General features: G+C 68.7%; 20 protein-coding genes and 1 pseudogene. 16 read left to right on the top strand and 5 right to left on the bottom strand.

Features of this window, described 5'->3' with window-relative positions; all coding sequences use genetic code 11:
• Positions 1-23: 23 nt before the first annotated feature.
• From U5771_RS04655 to U5771_RS04620, 8 genes are all read left to right on the top strand, one after another.
• The gene (locus U5771_RS04655) at positions 24-953 is read left to right on the top strand and encodes a Gfo/Idh/MocA family oxidoreductase (protein WP_322022884.1); all 930 of its coding nucleotides are present in this window, start codon (positions 24-26) and stop codon (positions 951-953) included.
• An 81-nt stretch (positions 954-1,034) separates the two neighbouring features.
• Positions 1,035-2,048, top strand: coding sequence for an arabinose ABC transporter substrate-binding protein (locus tag U5771_RS04650; protein WP_322022883.1), 1,014 nt, complete (start codon positions 1,035-1,037; stop codon positions 2,046-2,048).
• Positions 2,049-2,074: 26 nt separating this feature from the next.
• Entirely contained in the window at positions 2,075-3,637 is a 1,563-nt protein-coding gene (araG, locus tag U5771_RS04645) for an L-arabinose ABC transporter ATP-binding protein AraG (protein WP_415859386.1), read from the top strand.
• Positions 3,638-3,667: 30 nt separating this feature from the next.
• The gene (araH, locus tag U5771_RS04640; protein WP_322022881.1) at positions 3,668-4,687 is read left to right on the top strand and encodes an L-arabinose ABC transporter permease AraH; all 1,020 of its coding nucleotides are present in this window, start codon (positions 3,668-3,670) and stop codon (positions 4,685-4,687) included.
• 51 nt (positions 4,688-4,738) lie between these two features.
• Complete coding sequence (locus U5771_RS04635) at positions 4,739-5,644, top strand: SMP-30/gluconolactonase/LRE family protein (RefSeq protein WP_322022880.1); 906 nt, start codon at positions 4,739-4,741, stop codon at positions 5,642-5,644.
• Between the two features lie 199 nt (positions 5,645-5,843).
• On the top strand, positions 5,844-6,359 hold the full coding sequence (locus U5771_RS04630) for a MarR family winged helix-turn-helix transcriptional regulator (protein ID WP_322022879.1): 516 nt from the start codon (positions 5,844-5,846) through the stop codon (positions 6,357-6,359).
• Positions 6,360-6,600: 241 nt separating this feature from the next.
• Positions 6,601-7,431, top strand: coding sequence for a p-hydroxycinnamoyl CoA hydratase/lyase (locus tag U5771_RS04625; protein WP_322022878.1), 831 nt, complete (start codon positions 6,601-6,603; stop codon positions 7,429-7,431).
• Between the two features lie 58 nt (positions 7,432-7,489).
• Positions 7,490-8,938 carry an aldehyde dehydrogenase gene (locus tag U5771_RS04620; RefSeq protein ID WP_322022877.1) on the top strand — a complete coding sequence of 483 codons (1,449 nt, stop codon included), beginning with the start codon at positions 7,490-7,492 and terminating at the stop codon, positions 8,936-8,938.
• Between the two features lie 13 nt (positions 8,939-8,951).
• Here U5771_RS04620 and U5771_RS04615 read toward each other — a convergent pair whose 3' ends face one another.
• The gene (locus U5771_RS04615; RefSeq protein ID WP_322022876.1) at positions 8,952-10,004 is read right to left on the bottom strand and encodes a transposase; all 1,053 of its coding nucleotides are present in this window, start codon (positions 10,002-10,004) and stop codon (positions 8,952-8,954) included.
• Between the two features lie 116 nt (positions 10,005-10,120).
• Between U5771_RS04615 and U5771_RS04610 the strand changes: the two genes are divergently transcribed.
• From U5771_RS04610 to U5771_RS04590, 5 genes are all read left to right on the top strand, one after another.
• Positions 10,121-12,025, top strand: coding sequence for a feruloyl-CoA synthase (locus U5771_RS04610; protein WP_322022875.1), 1,905 nt, complete (start codon positions 10,121-10,123; stop codon positions 12,023-12,025).
• 195 nt (positions 12,026-12,220) lie between these two features.
• The gene (mhpT, locus tag U5771_RS04605; RefSeq protein WP_322022874.1) at positions 12,221-13,426 is read left to right on the top strand and encodes a 3-(3-hydroxy-phenyl)propionate transporter MhpT; all 1,206 of its coding nucleotides are present in this window, start codon (positions 12,221-12,223) and stop codon (positions 13,424-13,426) included.
• Between the two features lie 67 nt (positions 13,427-13,493).
• Positions 13,494-14,633, top strand: coding sequence for a porin (locus tag U5771_RS04600; RefSeq protein WP_322022873.1), 1,140 nt, complete (start codon positions 13,494-13,496; stop codon positions 14,631-14,633).
• Positions 14,634-14,661: 28 nt separating this feature from the next.
• Positions 14,662-16,386 (top strand): tannase/feruloyl esterase family alpha/beta hydrolase, encoded by a 1,725-nt coding sequence (locus U5771_RS04595; protein WP_322022872.1) that lies wholly within the window; start codon positions 14,662-14,664, stop codon positions 16,384-16,386.
• A gap of 226 nt (positions 16,387-16,612) precedes the next feature.
• Positions 16,613-17,230: a 3'-5' exonuclease gene (locus U5771_RS04590; protein WP_322022871.1), complete on the top strand. Its 618-nt coding sequence runs from the start codon at positions 16,613-16,615 to the stop codon at positions 17,228-17,230.
• A 2-nt stretch (positions 17,231-17,232) separates the two neighbouring features.
• Here U5771_RS04590 and U5771_RS04585 read toward each other — a convergent pair whose 3' ends face one another.
• Positions 17,233-17,709, bottom strand: coding sequence for an Lrp/AsnC family transcriptional regulator (locus U5771_RS04585; protein ID WP_322022870.1), 477 nt, complete (start codon positions 17,707-17,709; stop codon positions 17,233-17,235).
• Between the two features lie 181 nt (positions 17,710-17,890).
• On the opposite strand from U5771_RS04585, the gene U5771_RS04580 reads away from it, so the two are divergent.
• The gene (locus U5771_RS04580; protein ID WP_322022869.1) at positions 17,891-19,207 is read left to right on the top strand and encodes a pyridoxal-phosphate dependent enzyme; all 1,317 of its coding nucleotides are present in this window, start codon (positions 17,891-17,893) and stop codon (positions 19,205-19,207) included.
• Between the two features lie 38 nt (positions 19,208-19,245).
• The gene (locus U5771_RS04575; protein WP_322022868.1) at positions 19,246-20,430 is read left to right on the top strand and encodes a M20 aminoacylase family protein; all 1,185 of its coding nucleotides are present in this window, start codon (positions 19,246-19,248) and stop codon (positions 20,428-20,430) included.
• Between the two features lie 163 nt (positions 20,431-20,593).
• On the opposite strand, the gene U5771_RS04570 is transcribed toward U5771_RS04575, so the two are convergent.
• On the bottom strand, positions 20,594-21,952 hold the full coding sequence (locus tag U5771_RS04570) for an aspartate aminotransferase family protein (protein ID WP_322022867.1): 1,359 nt from the start codon (positions 21,950-21,952) through the stop codon (positions 20,594-20,596).
• 324 nt (positions 21,953-22,276) lie between these two features.
• Between U5771_RS04570 and U5771_RS04565 the strand changes: the two are divergent.
• Positions 22,277-22,551: pseudogene (locus U5771_RS04565) on the top strand (hypothetical protein).
• A gap of 54 nt (positions 22,552-22,605) precedes the next feature.
• Here U5771_RS04565 and U5771_RS04560 read toward each other — a convergent pair.
• Positions 22,606-23,112 carry a GNAT family N-acetyltransferase gene (locus U5771_RS04560; protein ID WP_322022866.1) on the bottom strand — a complete coding sequence of 169 codons (507 nt, stop codon included), beginning with the start codon at positions 23,110-23,112 and terminating at the stop codon, positions 22,606-22,608.
• A gap of 127 nt (positions 23,113-23,239) precedes the next feature.
• On the bottom strand, positions 23,240-24,145 hold the full coding sequence (locus U5771_RS04555; protein WP_322022865.1) for a LysR substrate-binding domain-containing protein: 906 nt from the start codon (positions 24,143-24,145) through the stop codon (positions 23,240-23,242).
• Between the last annotated feature and the right edge of the window lie 7 nt (positions 24,146-24,152).

Below are 24,152 nucleotides of genomic sequence, written 5' to 3'. Positions count from 1 at the left end.
CGCGTGGCGAAGGAGGAACGCAGATGAGCAAGGAGATTTCGCTGGGCGTGATCGGGATCGGCAAGATCGCGCGCGACCAGCATTTGCCGGCGATCGCCGCCGAACCGGGCTTCGTGCTGACCGCGTGCGCGAGCCGTCATGCGGAAGTCAGCGGCGTGCGCAACTACCCGGACCTGGGCGCGCTGCTGGCCGCCGAGCCCGAGCTCGACGCGGTGTCGCTGTGCGCGCCGCCGCAGGTGCGCTACGCGCAGGCCCGCGCCGCGCTCGAAGCCGGCAAGCACGTGATGCTCGAGAAGCCGCCGGGCGCGACGCTCGGCGAGGTGGCCGCGCTGGACGCGCTCGCGCGCGAACGCGGCCTCACGCTGTTCGCGACCTGGCATTCGCGCTGCGCGAGCGCGGTGGAACCGGCGCGCGCGTGGCTCGCGACACGCACGATCCGCGCGGTGCAGGTGCGCTGGAAGGAAGACGTGCGGCGCTGGCATCCGGGGCAGCAGTGGATCTGGGAGCCGGGCGGCCTCGGCGTGTTCGATCCCGGCATCAACGCCCTGTCGATCGTCACGCGGATCCTGCCGCGCGAGCTCGTGCTGCGCGAGGCGACGCTCTACGTGCCGAGCGACGCGCAAATGCCGATCGCGGCCGAACTCGATTGCGCCGATACGGACGGCGTGCCGGTGCGGGCGGAATTCGACTGGCGGCACGGCCCCGTCGAGCAATGGGAGATCGCGGTCGACACGTCGGACGGCGTGCTCGCGATCAGCCGCGGCGGCGCGCAGTTGTCGATCGGCGGCGCGCCGGTCGAGATCGGGCCGCAGCGCGAGTATCCGGCGCTGTATGCGCACTTCCGCGCGCTGATCGCGCGTGGCGAAAGCGACGTCGACGTGCGGCCGTTGCGGCTCGTCGCCGACGCATTCCTGTTCGGGCGGCGCGTCGGGACCGACGCGTTCGGCCGCTGACGCCGTGCCGGCGCGCGCCACCGCGCGCGCGACCGGGCCCGACGGATGTTGAAGACCCAAGCCAATACAAGGAGACACCGCATGAACCGCACGACTCACACGATTCGCCGACACACCCTGCGCGCGCTGCTGGCCGCGCTCTGCATCGCGCCGCTCGGGATGCAGGGCGCCGCGCACGCCGACGCGCCGCTGAAGATCGGCTTCCTGGTGAAGATGCCCGAGCAGGCATGGTTCATCAACGAACAGAACGCGGCGTCCGCGCTCGGCCAGAAGGAGAACTTCTCGGTCGTGAAGATCGGCACGCCGGACGGCGAGAAGGTGCTCGCCGCGATCGACAACCTCGGCTCGCAAGGCGCGCAGGGATTCGTGATCTGCGCACCCGACGTGCGCCTCGGGCCGGCGATCGCGTCGCGCGCGAAGCGCTACAACATGAAGTTCGTGACGGTCGACGACCAGCTCGTCGACTCGACCGGCAAGCCGCTCACGAACGTGCCGCACCTCGGGATGTCGGCGACCAAGATCGGCAACCAGGTCGGCCAGGCGATTTCCGACGAGATGAAGCGGCGCGGCTGGAAGCCGGAGGAAGTCGGCGCGCTGCGCGTCACCAACTACGAGCTGCCGACCGCGAAGCTGCGCACCGACGGCGCGACGCAGGCGCTGCTCGCGAACGGCTTCCGCCAGGACAACATCTTCGACGCGCCGCAGAAGACGACCGATGACGAAGGCGGCTTCAGCGCGGCCGCGCCCGTGCTCGCGCGTCATCCGAACATCAAGAAGTGGGTGGTCTACGCGCTGAACGAGGAAACCGTGCTGGGCGCGGTACGCGCGACCGAACAGCTGCACATCCCGGCCGCGGACGTGATCGGCGTCGGCATCAACGGCGCGGGCGAGGCGTTCGCCGAATTCCAGAAGAAGGAGCCGACCGGCTTCTACGGGACGATTGCGGTCAGCTCGACGAACCACGGCAAGGACAGCACGCAGAACCTCGTCGACTGGATCCGCAACGGCAAGACGCCGCCGGCCGACACGCAGACGAGCGGCAAGCTGATGACGCGCGCGAACTGGCAGGCCGTGCGCGCCGAGCTGGGCATCTGAGCGTGCGGGGCGACGACGCGATGACGATGCAGACGATGCAGACGATCACGGCGGTGTCCGGCAACGACGCGGCCACGCGCGGCGCCACTGCGCCGCCGCCCGGCGACGCGCTGCTCGCGCTCGACGGCATCACGGTGACGTTCCCGGGCGTGCGCGCGCTCGACGCCGTGTCGCTGTCGGTGCGCGCGGGCGAAGTACACGGGCTGATGGGCGAGAACGGCGCGGGCAAGTCGACGCTGCTGAAGGTGCTGTCCGGCGTGAATCAGCCGCAGGCCGGCACGCTGACGCTGAACGGCACGGTGCAGCGCTTCGCGTCGACGCGCGCCGCGCTCGAGGCCGGCATCGCGATCATCTACCAGGAGCTGCACCTGGTACCCGAGCTGACGGTCGCGGAGAACCTGATGCTCGGGCAGTTGCCGAGCCGGCTCGGCGTGGTCGACGAGCGCGCGCTTGCCGTGCGCGCGCTCGATGCGCTGGAGCGGCTCGGCGAGCACATCGATCCGGACATCCCGGTGAAGTACCTGTCGATCGGCCAGCGCCAGATGATCGAGATCGGCAAGGCGCTGATGCGCGACGCGCGCGTGATCGCGTTCGACGAGCCGACGAGTTCGCTGTCCGCGCGCGAGACGACGCAGCTGTTCCGCATCATCCGTGCGCTGCGCGCCGAGGGCCGCGCGATCATCTACGTCACGCACCGGATGGAGGAAGTCGACGCGCTGTGCGATCGCGTGACGGTGTTCCGCGACGGCCGCCGGATCGAGACGTTCGATTCGGTCGCCGAGCTCGACCGCGACCGGCTGATCGGCTGCATGGTCGGTCGCTCGATCGAGGACGTGTACGGCTACCGGCCGCGCGCGGCCGGCGACGTGCTGATCGAGGCGAAGGGGCTCATCGGGCCCGGCCTGTCCGAACCGGTGTCGTTCGCCGCGCGGCGCGGCGAGATCGTCGGCTTCTTCGGGCTGGTCGGCGCGGGCCGCTCGGAGCTGATGAAGCTGCTGTACGGCGCGGCGCGCCCGAGCGGCGGGCACGTGGAGCTGGGCGGCAAGCGCGTGGCGTTCGCGAGCCCGCGCCAGGCGGTGCGCGCGGGCATCGCGCTGTGCCCGGAAGACCGCAAGCAGGAAGGCATCGTCGCGATCGCGTCGGTGGCCGACAACCTGAACATCAGCGCGCGCCGTCATTTCAGCCCGGCGCGCATGCTGCTCGACGCGCGGCGCGAACGCGAACTCGCGCAACGCTACATCGAGCGGCTCGCGATCAAGACCCGCGACGGCGACACGCCGATCGGCGCGCTGTCGGGCGGCAACCAGCAGAAGGTCGTGCTCGCGCGCTGGCTGGCCGAGCGCATCGACGTGTTCCTGATGGACGAGCCGACCCGCGGCATCGACGTCGGCGCGCGCGCGGAAATCTACAACCTGTTCTACGAACTCGCGGAAGCGGGCCGCACGGTGATCATCGTATCGAGCGATCTGGCCGAGGTGATCGGCGTGTCGGACCGCATCATCGTGATGAAGGAAGGACGGATCGCGGGCGAGGTGACGAAGGCGCAGGCGACGCCCGACGCGCTGATCAAGCTCGCGCTGCCGCGCTAGCGGCCCGCAGTCAACCGGAAAGCAAACGTTATGAGCCAGGCAATGCAACCCCAACGCACTTCCCCGTCCCCGGATGCCACGGCCGCGCCCGCGCGAGCGCGCGGCGGCGTGTGGCAACTGATCAACCGCTCCGGCATCGTGATGGTATTTCTCGTGCTGTTCGCGACGCTGTCGCTGACCGTGCCGGACTTCCTCACGCCGCGCAACATCCAGGGCCTGCTGCTGTCCGTCACGCTGATCGGCTCGATCGCGGTGACGATGATGTTCGTGCTCGCGCTCGGCGAAGTCGACCTGTCGGTCGCGTCGATCGTCGCGTTCTCGGGCGTCGTCGCGTCGACGCTGATCACCGCGACGCACAGCGTCGTGCTCGGCATCGCGGCCGGCGTGCTCGCGGGCGGTGCGGTCGGGCTCGTGAACGGCGTGCTGATCGCGCGCTGGCGGATCAACTCGCTGATCGTCACGCTCGCGATGATGGAAGTCGTGCGCGGGCTCGCGTTCATCACGTCGAACGGCGACGCGGTGATGATCTCCGAGGAGCGCTTCTTCGATCTCGGCGGCGGCTCGTTCCTCGGCATCTCGTATCCGATCTGGAGCAACATCGTCGGCTTCGTCGTGTTCGGCTTCCTGCTGCGCAAGACTGTGTTCGGCAAGAACGTGCTGGCGGTCGGCGGCAACGGCGAGGCCGCGCTGCTCGCGGGGCTGCCCGTGATGCGCATCAAGATCACGGTGTTCGTGCTGCAGGGCCTCGTGACCGGCTTCGCCGGCGTGATGCTCGCGTCGCGGATGAGCCTCGGCGACCCGAAGACGTCGGTCGGCCTCGAGCTCGGCGTGATTTCCGCGTGCGTGCTCGGCGGCGTGTCGCTGACGGGCGGCGTCGCGACGATCTCCGGCGTGCTGGTCGGCGTGCTGATCATGGGTTCCGTGCAGGACGCGATGAGCCTGCTGAACGTGCCGACCTTTTACCAATATCTGATACGCGGCGGAATTCTGTTGCTCGCGGTGCTGTTCGACCAGTATCGTCGCAACCAGCGGCGCGCGATGAAGATCTGACCCTGACGGACGCGCGGCCGCCTGCGAATGCGACGAATATCGGGAGACGGCATGCAACAGATTCATCCGGGCGCGGCGGCGCTGCTCGTGGACAGCCGCAACATGCTCGGCGAAGGCGCGACGTGGTGCGACGCGGCGCACGCGCTGTACTGGACGGACATCGAAGGCGCGCGGCTGTGGCGCTGCCGCGCGGACGGCTCGGACCTCGCGCAGTGGCCGATGCCGGAACGGCTCGCGTGCTTCGCGCTCACGCACGATCCCGACGTGCTGCTGGTCGGGCTCGCGACGCATCTCGCGTTCTTCGATCTGCGCAGCGGCAGGTTCACGCGGATCGTCGACGTCGAACCCGATCTGCCGACGCGGCTGAACGACGGCCGCTGCGATCCGTTCGGCGCGTTCGTGTTCGGGATGAAGGACGAAGGCGGTGACCCGCCGCGCGCGGTCGGCGGGTTCTACCGGCTCAATCCGGACCTCACGCTCGAACGGCTTGCGCTGCCGGCGGCCGCGATCGCGAACAGTATCGCGTTCTCGCCGGACGGCGCGAAGATGACCTTCTGCGATTCGATGGTGCGCGAGATTCTCGTCTGCGACTACCGCGCCGGCGGCGACGTGGCCAACGTGCGCGCATTCGCGCGGCTGACCGATGCGGACGGCGACCCGGACGGCTCGACGATGGATCGCGACGGCGGGCTGTGGAACGCGCAGTGGGGCGGCCGGCGCGTGGTGCGTTATGGGCCGGACGGGGGCGAGACGGATCGCGTCGAGGTGCCGACCGCGCAGCCGAGCTGCGTCGCGCTCGATGGCGAAGGCCGGCTGTACGTGACGAGCGCGCGTGTCGGGTTGAGCGATGATGCGCTGGCGAGCGATGCCGGCGCCGGCGGTGTGTTTGTCGTGCAGACGCGGTATGCGGGGTTGCCGACCGCGCGATTCGCTGGTGCGGGCGTATCGCGCGACTGATCGCGGACCGGACGACATCGATCGCTCGCCGCCGACGCGGCGGGCGTCGCGCTGCGGTTCGCATTCGGCCGCAAGCACGCAAGTGTGCGAGCGCGCAGGCCGTGCAGGCACTCAGCCCCTCAACCGCTCGATCCCCTCCCATCCTGTTCACCCCCCGCCCTGCTGGTAAGATGGCCCGCAATTCCATCCCGCCCGCACCATGAGTTCCGCACCGACCAAGCCCGCGAATCCGAAGAACGCCGCGAAAAACGCCGCGAAGAACGCCGCCCGTGCGACGGGCGACAAGCCGAAGGCGCGCGTGCAACAGCGCCTGACCTACGTGATCGGCGGTCTCGACCGGCTGCTGCGCCGTCACATGACCGACGCGCTCGCGCCGCTCGGCATCACGCTCGCGCAATACACCGCGCTGTCGGTGCTCGAGGCGCGCGGCGCGTCGTCCAACGCGCAACTGGCCGAGCGTTCGTGGATCACGCCGCAATCGGCGAACGAGGTGATGAGCGTGATGGCCGCGCGTGGTTTCGTCACGCGCGAAGCCGACCCGTCGCACGGCCGCATCATCCTGCTGACGCTGACCGACGAAGGCGCAGCGATGCTGCGCGAATGCGAAGCCGTGCTGCGCCCGCTCGAGGCACGCATGCTCGGCGACATCTCCGCCGACGACGTCGCGCACGTGCAGCGCGCGCTCGAACTGTTCTCGCGCAACCTGCGCGGCTGACCTCGTTCCACGATCTTCCCGCGACGCGGGTCCGGGCCGTTCCGCCCGCGTTCGCTTCGCAAGCGCCCTCGACGGTCGCCCGACCGTTCCCCGATTCTTCCGTGGTTTCCCCGCTTTCCGCTCCGGGTTTACACCGGCACCCGTCGCGCTTGCAATATCAGGTAGCCTGATATTAAATGAAGCCGTCCGCAGCAGGAATGCTGCGCACCGAATCGCACCGGAACGAACGACAGGAACCGACATGAGCAAGTACGACAATCGCTGGCAGACCGTGAAAGTGAACGTGGAGGCCGGCATCGCGTGGGTCACGCTGAACCGCCCCGAGAAGCGCAATGCGATGAGCCCGACGCTGAACCGGGAGATGCTGGAGGTCCTCGACGCGGTCGAATTCGACGACGAGGCGAGCGTGCTGGTGCTGACCGGCGCGGGCGCCGCGTGGACGGCCGGCATGGATCTGAAGGAATATTTCCGCGAGATCGACGGCGGCTCCGACGCGCTGCAGGAAAAGGTGCGCCGCGACGCATCGGAATGGCAGTGGCGCCGCCTGCGGATGTACAACAAGCCGACGATCGCGATGGTGAACGGCTGGTGCTTCGGCGGCGGGTTCTCGCCGCTCGTCGCGTGCGACCTCGCGATCGCCGCGGACGAAGCGGTGTTCGGGCTGTCGGAGATCAACTGGGGCATCCCGCCGGGCAACCTCGTCAGCAAGGCGATGGCCGACACGGTCGGGCATCGTCGTGCGCTGCACTACATCATGACCGGCGACACGTTCACCGGCGTGGACGCGGCGGAGATGGGCCTCGTGAACAGCAGCGTGCCGCTGGCCGGCCTGCGCGATGCGACGATCGCGCTCGCCGCGCGGCTGATGGACAAGAACCCGGTCGTGCTGCGCGCGGCGAAGCACGGCTTCAAGCGTTCGCGTGAGCTCACGTGGGAGCAGTGCGAGGATTACCTGTATGCGAAGCTCGACCAGGCGCAGTTGCGCGATCCGGAGCGCGGCCGCGAGCAGGGGTTGAAGCAGTTCCTCGACGACAAGACGATCAAGCCGGGCCTGCAGGCATACAAGCGCTGATACGAGCGCCGACGAACCGCCCACGCAACCGCAAGAGACAGGCAAGGCAGGAGACGACATGACCGACAGACGGATGCTGATCGCCGGCGAGTGGTGCGCCGCCCGCGACGGCAGAACCTTCGACCGATTCAACCCCGCGACCGGCGCGCTCGCGTCGCGCGCGCCGGCCGCCGGCGTGGCCGACGCCGACGCGGCGATCGACGCCGCGCACCGCGCGTTCCCCGCGTGGGCGGCGCTCGCGCCGACCGAGCGGCGCCGCCGGCTGCTGAAGGCGGCGGACCTGATGGACGCGCGCATCGACGAGTTCATCGCGGCCGGCGTCGCGGAAACCGGCGCGACGCCCGGCTGGCTCGGCTTCAACGTGACGCTCGCGGCGAACATGCTGCGCGAGGCCGCGTCGATGACGACGCAGATCGACGGCGACGTGATCCCGTCCGACGTGCCCGGCAATCTCGCGCTCGCGATGCGCGTGCCGTGCGGCGTGGTGCTCGGCATCGCGCCGTGGAACGCGCCGGTGATCCTCGGCACGCGTGCGCTCGCGATGCCGCTCGCGTGCGGCAACACGGTCGTGCTGAAGGCATCCGAAGCCTGCCCGGGCGTGCACGCGCTGATCGGCGGCGTGCTGGATGATGCGGGGCTTGGCGCCGGCGTTGTCAACGTGATCACGCACGCGGCCGCCGACGCCCCCGAACTCGTCGAGCGGATGATCGCGCATCCGCACGTGAAGCGGATCAACTTCACCGGGTCGACGCACGTCGGGCGCATCATCGCGCGCCACGCGGCCGCACACCTGAAACCCGTGCTGCTCGAGTTGGGCGGCAAGGCGCCGGTGCTCGTGCTCGACGATGCCGATCTCGATGCGGCCGTCGACGCGATCGCGTTCGGCGCGTTCTTCAACCAGGGGCAGATCTGCATGTCGACCGAGCGCGTGATCGCCGCGCGGCCAATCGCCGATGCGCTCGTCGAACGGCTGACCGCAAAGGCGCGCGCGCTGGTCGCCGGCGATCCGCTGGCCGGCCACGCGCTCGGCACGATGGTCGATGCGGCGGCCGCCGCGCGTGCCGCGTCGCTCGTGGAGGATGCGCGCGCGCACGGCGCACGCCTGCCGCTCGGCTGCCGGATCGAGGGCGCGACGATGCAGCCCGCGATCGTCGACGGCGTCACGTGCGACATGCGGCTCTATCGCGAGGAATCGTTCGCGCCGGTGGTGGCGATTCTGCGCGCTGACAGCGACGACGAAGCGGTTGCGCTTGCGAACGACAGCGAGTTCGGGCTGTCGGCGAGCGTGTTCAGTCGCGATATCGCGCGCGCGATGGCGGTCGCGCGCCGGATCGAATCGGGGATCTGCCACATCAACGGACCGACCGTGCACGACGAGGCGCAGATGCCGTTCGGCGGCACGAAGGCGAGCGGCTACGGCCGCTTCGGCAGCCGTGCGTCGATCGCGGAATTCACCGAGTTGCGCTGGATCACCGTGCAGACCACACCGCGTCACTACCCGATTTGACGTCCTCCGCTGCCTAACGGCAGAGGATTCCCACACCTGGCGATGCACGTCCGCATCGGAGAATGTTCAGCGCAGCGTTGATATCACGATCATGCACGACACCGCAGTCACTGCAAGCCCACTCTCTTATTCTCAGCCCCGCGATACCTTTCGGCCGCGTCGTGCTGTCTTTCGACCCGCAAGACGAACAGGACTGGGTAGAACCGCTTTCGTCGACTTCCTCGAACGTGGCTCCGTGCGCGATCGCTTTGTAACGAAGCCTGCTCCGGAAGGACGACCAGGATGCGTCGTAGACGCTCTTCGCCATCCTGGTTCTGGCAAGTTTGACGGCAGATACGTTGCCGACCGCGATGTAATCGAAACGCCGCACCAGATCGAGCGCGAGCTTATGCTGGAAATCGGCACGGGCATTCGCGACCTTGGCGTGCAGCTTCGCGATATGCCGCTTGTGCTTTCGCGCCCGCTGCGCTTTCGCCAGCCTTTCCGCCGCTCGTCGACCGAACTGGTCATTGAGCAGCTTCTCGCCGGTCGAAAGTGTAGCGAAGTCGTTCAGGCCGAGATCGATGCCGACGCCGGAACGAATCGGGCGAGCCTGAACATCGTGCATTTCGATCACGATGTTGAGAAACCAGTTGCCACGCGCATCCTGTGCAAAGTTGGTTCCGTCCTTGATCTTGCCTTCGGGAAGCGGGCGGCTGTTGAACACGCGAAACGTGTTGCCGGAGAAACGAAACGCGTCGCCTTCGCGCTTCAGGTCCCGGCCCTTCAGCGGCACCCAGCCAAGAGACTTTTTGCCCCGATAGCGCAAGTAATGTCGCCGGTGCTGACTACGCGACTTCGCGTATTGCTCGCACGTAGCGTTGACCGTGCCGGAGTGGATGCCAAGCGCCTTGCTGCTCCCTGTCGTCAGCACGTTCAGATCGAAGCCTGTCGGCCACTTCTTGCTCCACTTGAGCGCGTGCTTCTGCGTGTCATTGCAGAAGTTCCAGACGTAGTTCACCGCACGGCTCTGCTTGTTGAGCAGTCCGTTGAGCGACTTCACCCGGTAGCGGTAGACAAGAACCATACCGGTGATCCTAACCCGAGGAAGAAGCTGTCTGTCAACGGTATGCCTTTCTTCCAAGCAATATCCCCCGAAGGCCCCCCCCTTGAGGGAAACGGCGAGACTATTCGGAGACACGGATGAATGTAGCGAAACCTCCGGGCGAAAACGCACACGACACGGGCGCCGTACGCTATCGCGCGGCGGCCGTCGCGGTCGGTGCGGCCGAGATCCGTCGCGCGGAGAACGGCGCGTGGTATCTGCGCTCACGCGAACCGCTCGGCGATTACCCGACGCGCCTGACCGATTGCCTCGTGCGCGGCGCGCACGCGCATCCCGACCGCGTGCTGGCCGCGCGGCGCGGCGCGGACGGCCGCTGGATCGAGCTCACCTACGCGCAGATGCTCGAACGCGCCCGCGCGCTCGGCCAGGGCCTCGTCGATCTCGGACTGTCGGTCGAGCGTCCGCTCGCGGTGCTGTCCGGCAACGATCTCGAGCATCTGCAGCTGATGTTCGCGGCGATGCTGGCCGGCGTGCCGTACTCGCCGATCTCGCCCGCGTATTCGCTGGTGTCGACCGACTACGGCAAGCTGCGTCACACGCTCGGCGTGCTGCGGCCGGGCGCGGTGTTCGTCGCGGAACGCGCGCCGTTCGCGCGCGCGCTCGACGCGACGCTGCCGGCCGATGCGGCGCTGATCGTCGCGAACGATGCCGATGCGGACGCAGGCTCGAACGCGGACGCAAAGGGCCGCACGGTGCCGCTGTCGCGCCTCCTCGCCACCGTCCCGCGCACGATCGACGACATCCATGCGGCGGTCGGCCCCGACCATCTCGCGAAGATCCTGTTCACCTCCGGCTCGACGAAGCTGCCGAAGGCCGTGCCGACCACGCACCGGATGCTGTGCAGCAACCAGCAGATGCTGCGCCAGACGATGCCCGAGCTGACGCGCGAGCCGCCGGTGCTGGTCGACTGGCTGCCGTGGAATCACACGTTCGGCGGCAGTCACAACCTCGGCATCGCGCTGTACAACGGCGGCACGCTGTACATCGACGACGGCCGCCCGGTGCCGGGCCGCTTCGACGAAACCGTGCGCAACCTGCGCGAGATCGCGCCGACGATCTACTTCAACGTGCCGAAGGGCTGGGAAGAGCTGACCGCCGCGCTCGAACGCGATGCCGAACTGCGCGCCACGTTCTTCTCGCGCGTGAAGCTGTATTTCTTCGGCGGCGCGGGGCTGTCGCAGGCCGCGTGGGACCGGCTCGACCGCGTGACCGACGCGCATTGCGGCGAGCGCATCCGGATCATGGCCGGCCTCGGGATGACGGAGGCGTCGCCGTCGTGCCTGTTCACGACGGGGCCGCTGATGTGTGCCGGCTACATCGGTCTGCCCGCCCCCGGCTGCGACGCGAAGCTCGTGCCGTGCGGCGGCAAGCTCGAACTGCGCTTCAAGGGGCCGAACGTGATGCGCGGCTACTGGCACGCGGACGTCGATTCGCGCGACGTGTTCGACGACGAAGGCTATTACCGCAGCGGGGACGCGGGCGTCTTTGCCGATCCGGCGCGGCCGGAACTCGGGCTGCTGTTCGACGGCCGGCTCACCGAGGATTTCAAGCTGAGCAGCGGTACCTTCGTCAGCGTCGGGCCGCTGCGCGCGAACGCGGTGTCGAGCGGCGCGCCATACGTGCAGGACGTGGTCGTCACCGGGATCAATCGCGACGACATCGGTTTGCTGGTGTTTCCGCGCGTCGACGCGTGCCGTGCGCTGGCAGGGCTCGCTGCCGACGCGTCCGTGCCCGACGTGCTGCGCGTGCCGGCCGTGCGCGCGGCGTTCTCGGCGTGGCTCGTCGCGCTGAACCGGCATGCGAGCGGCGGCTCGACGTTCGTCGCGCGCATCCGGTTGATGGACACGCCGCCGTCGCTCGATCTCGGCGAAGTGACCGACAAGGGTTCGCTGAACCAGGCTGCCGTGCAGAAGCATCGCGCGGCGACGATCGACGCGCTCTACGACCCGGCGCGGCGCGATCCCGACGTGATTTACGCGTAACCGGAAGCAGGCAGGTAGCAGCAGGCGTAACGACCGGCCGGCCACGTGACCGGCAGGCATTCTTGCGGCCATTGAATCAGGCTTCCTGATAATAACGGCCGTTCAGACGACACCTCGCGCGCCGCCGCTGGCCGGCGGCGGCGCGCGGCGGCCGTTGCAGGGCCGCCGACTACAAGACATGGGACTGGAGACAGGATGAACACTTACGTTGCCGAAAAACCCGCGGTTGCGACCACGCTCGCGCTGTGTTTCGCGATCGCATTGCTCGAGGGGCTCGACCTGCAGTCGGTCGGCGTCGCCGCGCCGCGCATGGCGCGCGAATTCGGGTTGAGCGTGTCGCAGATGGGGCTCGCGTTCAGCGCGGGCACGTTCGGCCTGCTGCCGGGCGCGATGCTCGGCGGCTGGCTGGCCGACCGGATCGGCCGCAAGCACGTGCTGATCGCGTCGGTCTGCCTGTTCGGGCTGCTGTCGATCGCGACCGCGCAGGTATCGAGCTTCGCGATGCTGGTCGCCGTTCGCGCACTGACCGGCCTCGGCCTTGGCGGTGCGATGCCGAACCTCATTGCGTTGTCGTCCGAAGCGGTCGACGCACGCTCGCGCAGCAGCGCGGTGGCCGTGATGTACTGCGGGATCCCGTTCGGCGGCGTGATCGCGTCGCTGCTCGGCGTGCTGCTGGCCGGCGACGCCGAATGGCGGCACATCTTCTACGTCGGCGGCGTCGGGCCGCTGCTGCTCGCGCCGGTGCTGCTCGCGCTGCTGCCGGAATCGCGTGCGTTCCTCGACGTCAGCGCGTCGGGCGCGGCGCGCCCGGGTGTCGCGCAGACGCTGTTCGGCGGCTCGCGCACCGGCACGACGCTCGCGCTGTGGCTCAGCTACTTCTGCACGCTGATCGTGCTGTATTTCCTGCTGAACTGGCTGCCGTCGCTGATGGCCGCGAAGGGGCTCGCACGCAGCCAGGCCGGGATCGTGCAGATCTTCTTCAACATCGGCAGCGGCCTCGGCGTGCTCGGCATCGGGATGTCGATGGACCGCTTGCGCCCGTCGCGTGTGGTCGGCGGCATGTATGCGGGGATCGTGCTGTCGCTCGCGGCGCTGGCGGTTGCGCCCGGACTCGTGTGGCTGTCGGCCGCGGCGTTCGCGGCGGGGATGTTCGTGGTCGGCGGCCAGTCGGTGCTGTATGCGCTGGCGGCGATCTACTACCCGACCGCGATGCGCGGTACCGGCGTCGGCTCCGCCGTCGCCGTCGGCCGGCTCGGCTCGGTGGTCGGGCCGCTCGCCGCCGCCGAATTGCTCGCGATGGGCCGCAGCGCGTCGGTCGTGATCGGCGCGAGCATCCCGGTCACGCTCGTCGCCGCCGTCGCCGCGCTGGTGCTGATTCGGCGCCCGCAGGCGCACGACTGACTTTTTCCTCTTTCAACCACGAGCGCCGGTAGAGCGCGATTTCGACGCAGGTCTGGAGACGATCGACATGAAGTACACCAAAGCTTTGCTGGCGGCCGGCGCATGCGCGCTCGCCGCGACCGGCGCGCACGCGCAGTCGAGCGTGACGTTATACGGGATCATCGATACGGGCGTCGAGTTCGTGTCGCACGCGAACGCGGCCGGCGACCACGTCGTGCGCATGCCGGGCGTGACGGGCGAACTGCCGTCGCGCTGGGGACTGCGCGGCACCGAGGATCTCGGCGGCGGCTACCAGGCGGTGTTCACGCTCGAAAGCGGCTTCAACGTGCGCGGCGGCGATCTCGGCCAGGGCGGCCGGCTGTTCGGGCGGCAGGCGTTCGTCGGGCTGAAGAGCGGCTTCGGCACGCTCGCGTTCGGGCGCCAGTACACGATGACCTATCTCGCGCTGCAGGGCGCCGACATCATCGGCCCCGACATCTACGGGCTCGGCTCGCTCGACGCGTACGTGCCGAACGGTCGCGCCGACAACGCGGTGACCTACGTCGGCACGTATCGCGGCGTGACGCTCGGCGCCGCGTATTCGTTCGGCCGCGACGGCGCGGGCACCGGCAACTCGCCGGGGCAGGGCACGTGCGCGGGGCAGGTGCCGGGCGATGCCGTCCAGTGCCGCAACTGGTCGGTGATGCTCAAGTACGACAGCGCGTATTTCGGTGCGGCGGCGTCGTACGAGGAGCAGCGCGGCGGCACCGGCGCGGCCGCGAACTTCTTCGACGGCATCGCGCCGGTCGCCTTCACGAGCAGCGGCGGCAAGGACGCGCGCACGCACGTGAGCGCGTATGCGCAGGCGGCCGGCGCGCGGATCGGCGCGGGCTGGATCGGGCGGCGCGTGTCGACCGGTTCGCCAGCCGCGGCCGGCGCGCATTCGGACCTGTTCTTCGTCGGCGCGTCGTATGCGGTAAAGCCCGATTTCGTCGTCGACGGCGAAGGCTACCGGATCGTCAACAGCGCGCACGACACGCGCGCGACGATGGCCACGCTGCGCGCGACCTATCTGCTGACCAAGCGCACGGCCGTCTACGCGCAATCGTCGTATCTGTGGAACAGCGCGCACGCGCGCTACGCGGTCAGCGGCGGCGGGGCCGGCACGACGCCCGGCGCAGGGATGGGGCAGCTCGGCGCGATGGTCGGCGTCCGGCACATGTTCTGATCCGGCAGCCTGACGAACGGGAGACATCTTGAACATGAAATCTGCATTCCTCTGTATTGCGCCGTTGTCCGCGGCCATGCTCGCCGGTTGCGGCGGTGGCGACGATTCGATCAGCGCCACGCCGACGCACCTGAGCGCCGCGACACCGGCCGCGATGGCGCAGACCTGCGACGCGCTCGCCGCGAAGCTGTCGTATGCGAACACGTCGTTCACGTCGGTGACGACCGCGGCCGCCGGCGCGCTGACGGTGGCCGGCAAGCCGATCGCCGAGCACTGCGTGATCGCAGGGAAGATGAACGAGCGCGTGAGCGCGGTGGATGGCAAGACCTACGCGATCGGCTTCGAGATGCGCTTGCCGAAGGCGTGGAACGGCCGCTTCTTCTACCAGGCGAACGGCGGGCTCGACGGCAACATCGTGACCGCGACCGGCGAGATCGGCGGCGGCGGGCCGCTGACCGACGCGCTGAACCTGGGCTTCGCGGTGATCAGCTCGGATTCCGGGCACGGCGCCGCGCAGAACCCGCTGTTCGGCCTCGATCCGCAGGCGCGGCTCGACTACGGCTACGGCGCCGTCGACGCGCTCACGCCGATGGCGAAGCAGGTGATCCGGCTCGCATACGGGAAGGCGCCCGACCGCAGCTATTTCGGCGGCTGCTCGAACGGCGGCCGGCACGCGATGGTCACGGCCGTGCGCAACGCGGGCGATTACGACGGGATCATCGCGGGCGACCCGGGCTTCCACCTGCCGAAGGCGGCGATCGGCGAGATGTACGGCGCGCAGCAGTTCGCGAAGATCGCGTCGGCGACCGGGACGAACGGGCTGCCGGACCTCCGCAGCGGCTTCACCGACGCGGAGCGCCGGTTCGTCGGCGCGACGATTCTCGACAAGTGCGATGCGCTCGACGGCTCGGCCGACGGGATGGTGCAGGACGTCGCCGCGTGCCAGGCGCATTTCAGCGTCGAGACGGACATCCCGACCTGCGCGAACGGCACACGCACCGGCGCGTGCCTGACGACGGCGCAGAAGAGTGCGCTCGAGAACGTGTTCGCGGGCGCGCGCAACAGCGCGGGCACGGCGCTCTATGCGAGCTTTCCGTACGATCCGGGCATGGCCGGCAGCGGCTGGGCCGCGTGGAAGCAGTCGAATTCGGTCACGCTCGACCCGGCCGCGATGGCGTTCACGTTCATGACGCCGCCGAAGACCGCCGCGACGCTCGCGAACCTCGCCGGCTTCGCGCTCGGCTTCGACATGGACAACGACGCGCCGGCGATCTTCGCGACGAACGGCGTGTATACGCAATCGTCGTGGTCGTTCATGACGCCGCCCGACGAGACCGACCTGTCCGCGCTGAAGTCGCGCGGTGCCAAGCTGTTCGTCTATCACGGCACCGGCGACCCGGTGTTCTCGTTCAACGACACGCGCGACTGGTACGGGCGGCTCGCGCAGGCGAACGGCGGCGACGCGTCGGGCTTCGCGCGCTTCTATCCGGTGCCGGGGATGAACCACTGCTCGGGCGGGCCGGCGGCCGACCAGTTCGACATGCTGACGCCGCTCGTCGCGTGGGTCGAGCAGGGGCAGGCGCCGACGGCGGTCGTGGCCACCGCGCGCGACACGACGAGCGCGCTGCCGAATGCGGACGTGCCGCCGTCGTGGGGGGCGGGACGCACGCGGCCGCTGTGCCCGTATCCGCAGGTCGCGCGCTACAACGGCTCGGGCGACGTGAATTCGGCGGCGAGCTTCAGTTGTCGCTGACGTAGCGGGGGACGAATGGACCGATGCGAGGGGGCATCGGTCCATTCACCGTGATTCTGCAGGGGAGGTGAGGAGCTTGCCGGTCCGGACGGAAACGGCGGCGAGCCGCGCACGACGATGAAGTTTGCCGTCAGACGCGGCAACCGGGGATACTATGGCGCCTTTCTGTCGGTGCGACGCGTCCTGACCGACGTGCCTCGCCAGGTATCTTTCCTCTGATTCGACCATGCAAACCGTTGCGGTACTCGACTTCGAAACAACCGGGCTTTCTCCGAACATGGGGGACAGGGCGACCGAGATCGCCGTGATCCTGCTCCGCGACGGCGAGATCGTCGACCGCTACCAGAGCCTGATGAACGCGGGCCGCCGCATTCCGTCCGACGTCGTCGCGCTCACCGGCATCACGAACGAGATGATTGCATCGGCGCCGCCGGTGTCGAAGGTCATGAAGGAAGCCGCCGCGTTCGTCGGCAGCCACCCCGTCGTCGCGCACAACGCTGGCTTCGACAAGCGGTTCTGGCAGGCCGAGCTCGGGATGCTCGGCATGGCGGCCGAGCATGCGTTCGCCTGCACGATGCTCGTGGCGCGGCGCATCTACCCGCACGCGCAAAGCCACCGTCTGTCGAGCCTGGCCGACATGCTGCGCTTGCCGCAGACCGGCCGTGCCCACCGCGCGATGGTCGATGCGGAGATCGCGAGCCATCTGTGGTGCCGGTTGCAGCACGACATCGGCCAGACTTACGGGCTGCGGCATGTCGATCACGGGCTCATGGCGCGCTTGCAGACGACGAGCAAGGCCAAGGTCGCGACGTTTTTCGGGTCGCTGGCCGCCGACCGGCGCTGACGTCATTCGCCGGGATCCACCGGCACCTCGAGCCCGACCTTCACGCGGCTCATGCTCACCAGCGTCTTGAACCGCTTCACGTTGTTGTTCGCGAAGAACAGCGCGCGCGTGAGCGCGTTGTACTGATCCATGTTGCGCACGGCCAGGATCAGCACGAAATCCCATTCCCCGGTCACGTAGTAGCACTGCTGGATCTGCGGGCAGCGCTCGAAGGTCCGCTTCATCGCGTCGAGCTGGTCGATCTGCTCGCTCTCGACCTCGACGTTCACGACGATCGTCAGCGGATGATCGACCTTCTCCGGCGCGACGACGGCGGTATAGCGCTCGATCACGCCGTCTTCCGCGAGACGCCGCAGGCGGCGGTTCACGGCGGCGGTCGACAGGTTCACGCGGGCGCCGAGTTCGTTCTGCGGCGTGTTCGCGTCGCGCTGGACTTCCATCAGCAGCTTGCGATCGAACGCATCGAGTGGGGTGGGCATGATGGTGCAGCAGCCTCGAAAGAATGAGAAATTTTTGCGTCCGGAACGCCGATTTGGCGATTTTATTGACCGGCATGCGCAATATTATTTTTCGGACCGACGGCGGGCGCAACCCGTATGCGCCCGCACCGCATCCACCGACGGGCCGCCCGCGCGGCCCTTTTCCGGAGCCTTTCCCGTCATGCTGATCGCCAACCCCCGCGCGTCGCGCACCGACTATCCCGACCCGCTGCGCCGCGTCATGAACATCGCCGCGGCCGACGAGAGCGGCGCGTGGCTGTCGCACTGGCCGCTCGTCGGCGCCGCGCGCACGCCGTTGCGCGCGCTGCCCGACCTGGCCGCGCGGCTCGGCGTCGCGAGTGTCAGCGTGAAGGACGAGGCATGCCGCTCGCCGCTCGGCAGCTTCAAGGCGCTCGGCGCGCCGATCGCGCTGCTGCGGCTCGTGAAGCGGCTGCGGCGCAACGAGGATCTCGATCCGCGGGGGCTCGTCATGGGCCGTTACGCGGCGGCGCTGGCCGAGCTGACGGTGATCAGCGCGACCGACGGCAACCACGGCCGCGCGCTGGCCGCCGCCGCGCGCGCGATCGGCTGCCGCTGCGTGATCGTGCTGCATGCGCATGTCGACGCCGAGCGAGAGCAGGCGATCGCCGCGCACGGCGCGCGGATCGTGCGGATCGCCGGCAACTACGACGAATCGGTCGTGCACGCGGCGCAACTCGCGGACGCGAACGGCTGGCACGTCGTGTCGGATACGTCGTACGACGGCTACGAGGCGATTCCGCGCGACGTGATGCAGGGCTACGGCGTGATCGCGGCCGAGGCGCTCGCGCAGCAGGCGGCGGATGATGACGTCGATGGCGGCCCCTGCGACAGCCACTCGCCGTCCTCGTCGGCCGCGGCCATGTTCATGAAGCGGTGCGGCGTGTCGGCCGGCCGGCGGTTCACGCACGTGTTCCTGCAGGGCGGCGTCGGCGGCCTTGCGGCCGGTGTCGCGAGCTATCTGTGGGAGCAGGCGGGCGCACGGCGGCCGCATTTCATCGTCGTCGAGCCGCGCCAGGCCGATTGCCTGTACCAGAGCGCGCTCGCCGGGCGCGCGACGAAGGCGACCGGCAGCGTCGATTCGGTGATGGCCGGGCTTGCGTGCGGCGAGGCGTCGCCGCTCGCATGGGATTTCCTCGAGCCGAGCGTCGACCACTTCATGCTGATCGACGACGACGACGCGGTGCGGGCGATGCGCGGCCTTGCGGCCGGCAGCGAACGCGACGTGCCGTTCGTGTCCGGCGAATCGGGCGCGGCGGGCATCGCGGGGCTGACCGTGCTGATGCGCGACCCGGCGCTGGCGCGGCAGGCCGGACTCGATGCGAACGCGCGCGTGCTGGCGATCAACACGGAAGGCGCGACCGCGCCGTCCGTCTACCGGCGGTGCGTCGGCGAGACGGCCGACGCGGTGCTCGCGCGTCAGCGCGACTGGCTGAACCGCGCGGCCGCGATGGCCTGAGCGAACCGAACGACTTCACGACCGACGAGGCAGGCACGATGGACGCATTGGACGCAACGGCAGAAAGCACGCTGCAGGGGCAACTGAAGACCTGGCGCCGGCATCTGCACCAGTACCCGGAAACGGGTTTCGAGGAAGTGAACACGTCGGACTACGTCGCGCGGATCCTGACGACGCTCGGGCTCGACGTGCATCGCGGGATCGGCGGCACCGGGCTCGTCGCGAACCTGACGGTCGGCACCGGCACGCGCGCGATCGGCATCCGCGCGGACATGGACGCGCTGAACATCGCCGAGCGCGCGCCGGACCGCGAACATGCGTCGCGCACGCCGGGCAAGATGCATGCGTGCGGGCACGACGGCCACATGTCGATGGTGCTCGGCGCCGCGCAACTGCTGGCCGAGCGCAAGGACTTCGACGGCACCGTGCGCTTCATTTTCCAGCCGGCCGAGGAGCATGGCCGCGGCGCGAAGGCGATGATGGCCGATGGCCTGTTCGAGCGCTTTCCGGTCGACGCGATCTTCGGCGCGCACAACATGCCGGGCATGCGCGCCGGCACGTTCTCGACGCGCGCGGGCGGCATCATGGCGAGCGAGGACAACTTCGTGATCCGGATCGACGGGCGCGGCACGCATGCGGCGCGCCCGCACATGGGCATCGATCCGATCGTGATCGGTTCGCAGATCGTGCTCGCGCTGCAGACGATCGTGTCGCGCAATCTCGATCCGGGCCTGCAGGCCGTGATTTCGTGCACGGAGTTCATCACCGACGGGCTGCGCAACGTGCTGCCGTCGACGGTGACGATCAAGGGTGACACGCGCAGCTATTCGCGCGACGTGCAGGCGCTGCTGGAAACGCGGATGCGCGAGATCAGCGAAGGGATCTGCCGCACGCACGGCGCGACCTGCACGTTCGAGTACACGCACGAGTTCGCGCCGACGGTGAATGCTCCGGAATGGGTCGATACGGCCGTGCAGGCCGCGGCGCACGTCGCGGGCGCCGACGCGGTGAACGCCGACGTGCAGCCGATGATGATCTCGGAAGACTTCGGCGCGTTCCTGCAGGCGGTGCCGGGCAACTTCGTGTTCATCGGCAACGGCGAAGCGGCCGGGCGCGGCGGCGTGCCGCTGCACAACGCGACCTACGATTTCAACGACGAGATCTTGCCGGTCGGCGCGCGTTATTTCGCGGAAGTGGCGCGGCGCGCGTTGACGGCCGCGTAGCGGGCGTCGTCACGGTAGCGCCGAAGTGCAATCCGGTGCCCGTGATGATGCTCGCGCCTGACGTGTGCCGGGTACGCGGGCCGATCCGACCGCTCTGCCGAAGTCGCGATGAGCGTGCGTCCGGCCCGCCCCTGCGGGCGAGCCGGGCGGCCGCCGCATCCCGTTACACCAGTTCGCCCAGGCACGCGTCGAACTGCGCGACGAGCGTGTCGACGTCGTCGGCCGTCGTCTGCGGACACACGAGCATCATGTTGTGGAACGGCGTGATCAGCACGCCGCGGTTCAGCAGGTACAGATGCACGATGTGCTCGAGCTCGCTGTCGAGCTGTTCGCCGGCGAGCGTGCCGTTGCGCGGCGGCACGGGCGTGAACTGGAACTCGGTACGCGCGCCGATGCGCGTCACGCACCATGGCAGCCCGTGTTTCGCGATCGCCCGTTCGAGCCCGGTCGCGAGCCGCGCAGCCAGCTCGAACATGTGCGCATACGCGGCATCGGTCGCGACTTCGGCAAGCGTCGCGCGCATTGCATGCATCGCGAGCATGTTCGCGGTCAGCGTCGTGCCGATCCCGGAATGGCCGGGCGGCGCGGTCAGCTTCGCCTCTTTCGCGCGTTCCGCGAATTCGGCGCTGAACCCGTACACCGCGCACGGCACGCCGCCCGCGATCGGCTTGCCGACCACCAGCGCGTCCGGTTCGAGACCGTGCGCGGCCGCGTAGCCGCCGGGGCCGCTGCTGATCGTATGCGTTTCGTCGATCACGAGCAGCGTGCCGTAGCGGCGCGTCAGTTCGCGCGCGGCCGCCCAGAAGCCCGGCTCGGGCAGCACCATCCCGATGTTCGTCATCGCCGGTTCGGCGAGCACGCACGCGACGTCGCCGTCCTTCAGCGCCGCTTCGAGCGCGGCCAGATCGTTGAACTCGACCACGCGTGTGTTCGCGAGCAGGTCGTAGGACTGTCCGAGCAGGCTGTCGCGCTGCACCGGGCGGCCGTCGACGAGATCGACGAACACGTCGTCGACCGTGCCGTGATAGCAGCCGTTGAACACGACGATCGTGTTGCGGCCGGTGGCCGCGCGCGCCCAGCGCAGCACGAAGCGGTTCGCGTCGCTCGCGCTCAGCGCGAACTGCCAGACCGGCAGCCGGAAGCGGCGCGCGAGTTCGCGCGACACCCACGCGGCGTCCTCGCTCGGCAGCATCGTCGTGTAGCCGCGCGTCGCCTGCTCGGCGAGCGCGCGTGCAACCGGCTCGGGCGCGTGGCCGAACATCGCGCCCGTGTCGCCGAGGCAGAAGTCGGCGTAGCGATGACCGTCGACGTCGGTGAACGTCGCGCCGCGCGCTTCCTTCACGACCAGCGAGAACGGCGTCGACCAGTCCTGCATCCAGTGCAACGGCACGCCGAACAGCAAATGCTCGGACGCTTCCGCGGACAACGCGCGGGAGATCGGCATGGCTTCGGTGAATGCACGGCGCTCGCGATCGAACAGCGCGCGGGCGCGGATGAGGTCGACTCCGTGGCGGGTCTGCAATTGAAACTCCTGTGACGGGTTTGAATGGACGGGTGAGGCCTCCGCGAGCTTGTCATATTCCTTGTGCGCGGTCGATTCGGACTCGACCGTGTATCCGTCAGACACGAAGTTTCTGCGCATAAAGATACGATAACTTATGTCTTTAGGCGGCGATCATGAAGTGAGTGTGTGCACACATACTGGGCGATATTTAGGTGAAGGTTGGGTAGACGGCAGACGTGTCCTTGGCTGCGATCGGCTCTAGACTTCGCGATGTGGTGCGACGACGTATGAGTGGAGGCCCGCCGTTCGGCACGTCGATACCCCGCCACTGAAGGAGTACCCATGGCCGCAAACTGCCGCCGCTCGTCCTCGTCCGTCCGCTCGCCTTCGCCGAAGCGGGTATCGCGCCGCGACTTCATCGGCTGGACCGGCGCGCTCGCCGGCGGCGCCGTGCAGCCGATCTCCGGCGTGACGATCGGCAACTGCGAGTTCGGTGCGCCGGTCGCGTCGGTCACGCCGCCGGGGCGATCCATGCGTTCAACGTGAGCGCGATGACGCTGACGAACGTGACGATCACCGGGCAGCCGATCAACACGACGATCACCGACAAGCGGTGATGTAACGGCGTGGAGGGGCGATCGTGTGCGGCCGCCCCACGCGATCGCGACGCGTCATGCGAGCGTCTTGACCATGTGGTGTTCGTCGTAGAAGCGGCCGTCGACCAACAGCGAACGCGGTTCCGTGCCGAACCGGACGAACCCTTGCGACGCGTACAGCCGTTCCGCGGTGCCGTTGATCTCGTTGACGCTCAGCATCAGTTGCCTGCATGCCCACGCCTGCGCCGCGTGCGCGCTCGCGCTGTCGAGCAGCGATTGCGCAATGCCGCGGCCACGATATGCGGGGTCGACGAACACGCCCCAGATCGTCGCCTTGTGCGCGACCTTGGCGCGCGCATCGCGGCGCACGCCGGTGATGCCGACGAGCGATGCGTCGTCGAATGCGCCGAACACGGCGCGCTCGGCGGTGGAGGTGATGCGCGTCGCGAATTCGTCGACCGTGACGCCGGCTTCTTCGTCGCGGGTCGGCAGGAACGAGGTCGGCGACGTGTCGACCGCGCGCAGGCGGACGGACTGGAATTGCGCCGCGTCGGCGGCGTCGAGCAGGCGGATCGTGATCATCGGTCGGTGTTGTCGTTGGTGTGCCGGGAGGTCGGAATCTGCGGCGCGGTGCGCGGCAGGGCATCGACCATGCTAATCGGATTCGGCATCGTCCGCTGCCGGGTTTCGCGCGGCCACGACCATGCGATCAGACGGCCGCCAGCAACCAGTCGCGGAACGTGCGCGCATGCGCGGAAAGCGGGCGGTACTTCGCGTGCACCAGGAAATCCCGGCGCCCCGTGTCGTAGGCGAATTCGCCGACGCGCTTCAGCATGCCGGACTCGACGAATCGACGGGCCATGAAATCCCAGCCCAACGTGACGCCGAGCCCCTCCAGTGCCGCGTTGAACGACAGCGTGACCTGGTTGAACGTCGTGGCGTTGCGCGGGATCCGATACGGCACGTCGAAATGCGCGAACCAGTCCTGCCAGTCCAGGCAGTCCCATTGCGTCGAATCGAGCTGGATCAGCGGCAGTGCGGCCAGATCCTCGGGTTGCGCGGGCGTCGGCACGTCGAGGGCGGCACTGGCGATCGGATAGATGATCTCCGGAAACAGCGGCGTGCTGTCGAGCGTCGGCCAGTCGCCGTCGCCGTAGAGGATGCCGAAGTCGCTGTCGCCGCAACTGCGTTCGTTGATGGTGTTCGCGGAGACGATGTTGACGGCGATCGCCGGATACTGCTGATTGAATCGCACGATGCGCGGAAACAGCCAGAAGTGCGCGACCGCCTGCGTGCAGGCAATCGTCACGGCCTGGCTGTTCTGGTCATCCCGCGCGCGCAACACCGCTCGCTGCAGCGTGTAGAGCAACGGCTCGATTTCCTCGAGAAAGGCCGCGCCCGCGCGGGTCAGGTGGACCCCGCGCGCATGCCGGTCGAGGAGCCCGCAGCGCAGCACCTCCTCGAGCGAGCGGATCTGCTTGCTCACCGCGCTTTGCGACAGCAGCAGCTCGCGCGACGCACGCGTGAAGCTGCCGCAACGCGCGACGGCCTCGAAACAGATCAAGGCCTCGAGCGTCGGCAGCGTATTCAACAGGCGGAGGTTCTGGGGCTTCATCGACAAG

Origin of the sequence: Burkholderia sp. BCC1977, from assembly GCF_905339595.1 — a bacterium.
In the GTDB taxonomy this organism is placed as follows: domain Bacteria; phylum Pseudomonadota; class Gammaproteobacteria; order Burkholderiales; family Burkholderiaceae; genus Burkholderia.
The sequence above is the reverse complement of the archived record's forward strand: the minus strand, read 5'-3'. Positions and strand labels throughout refer to the sequence as shown.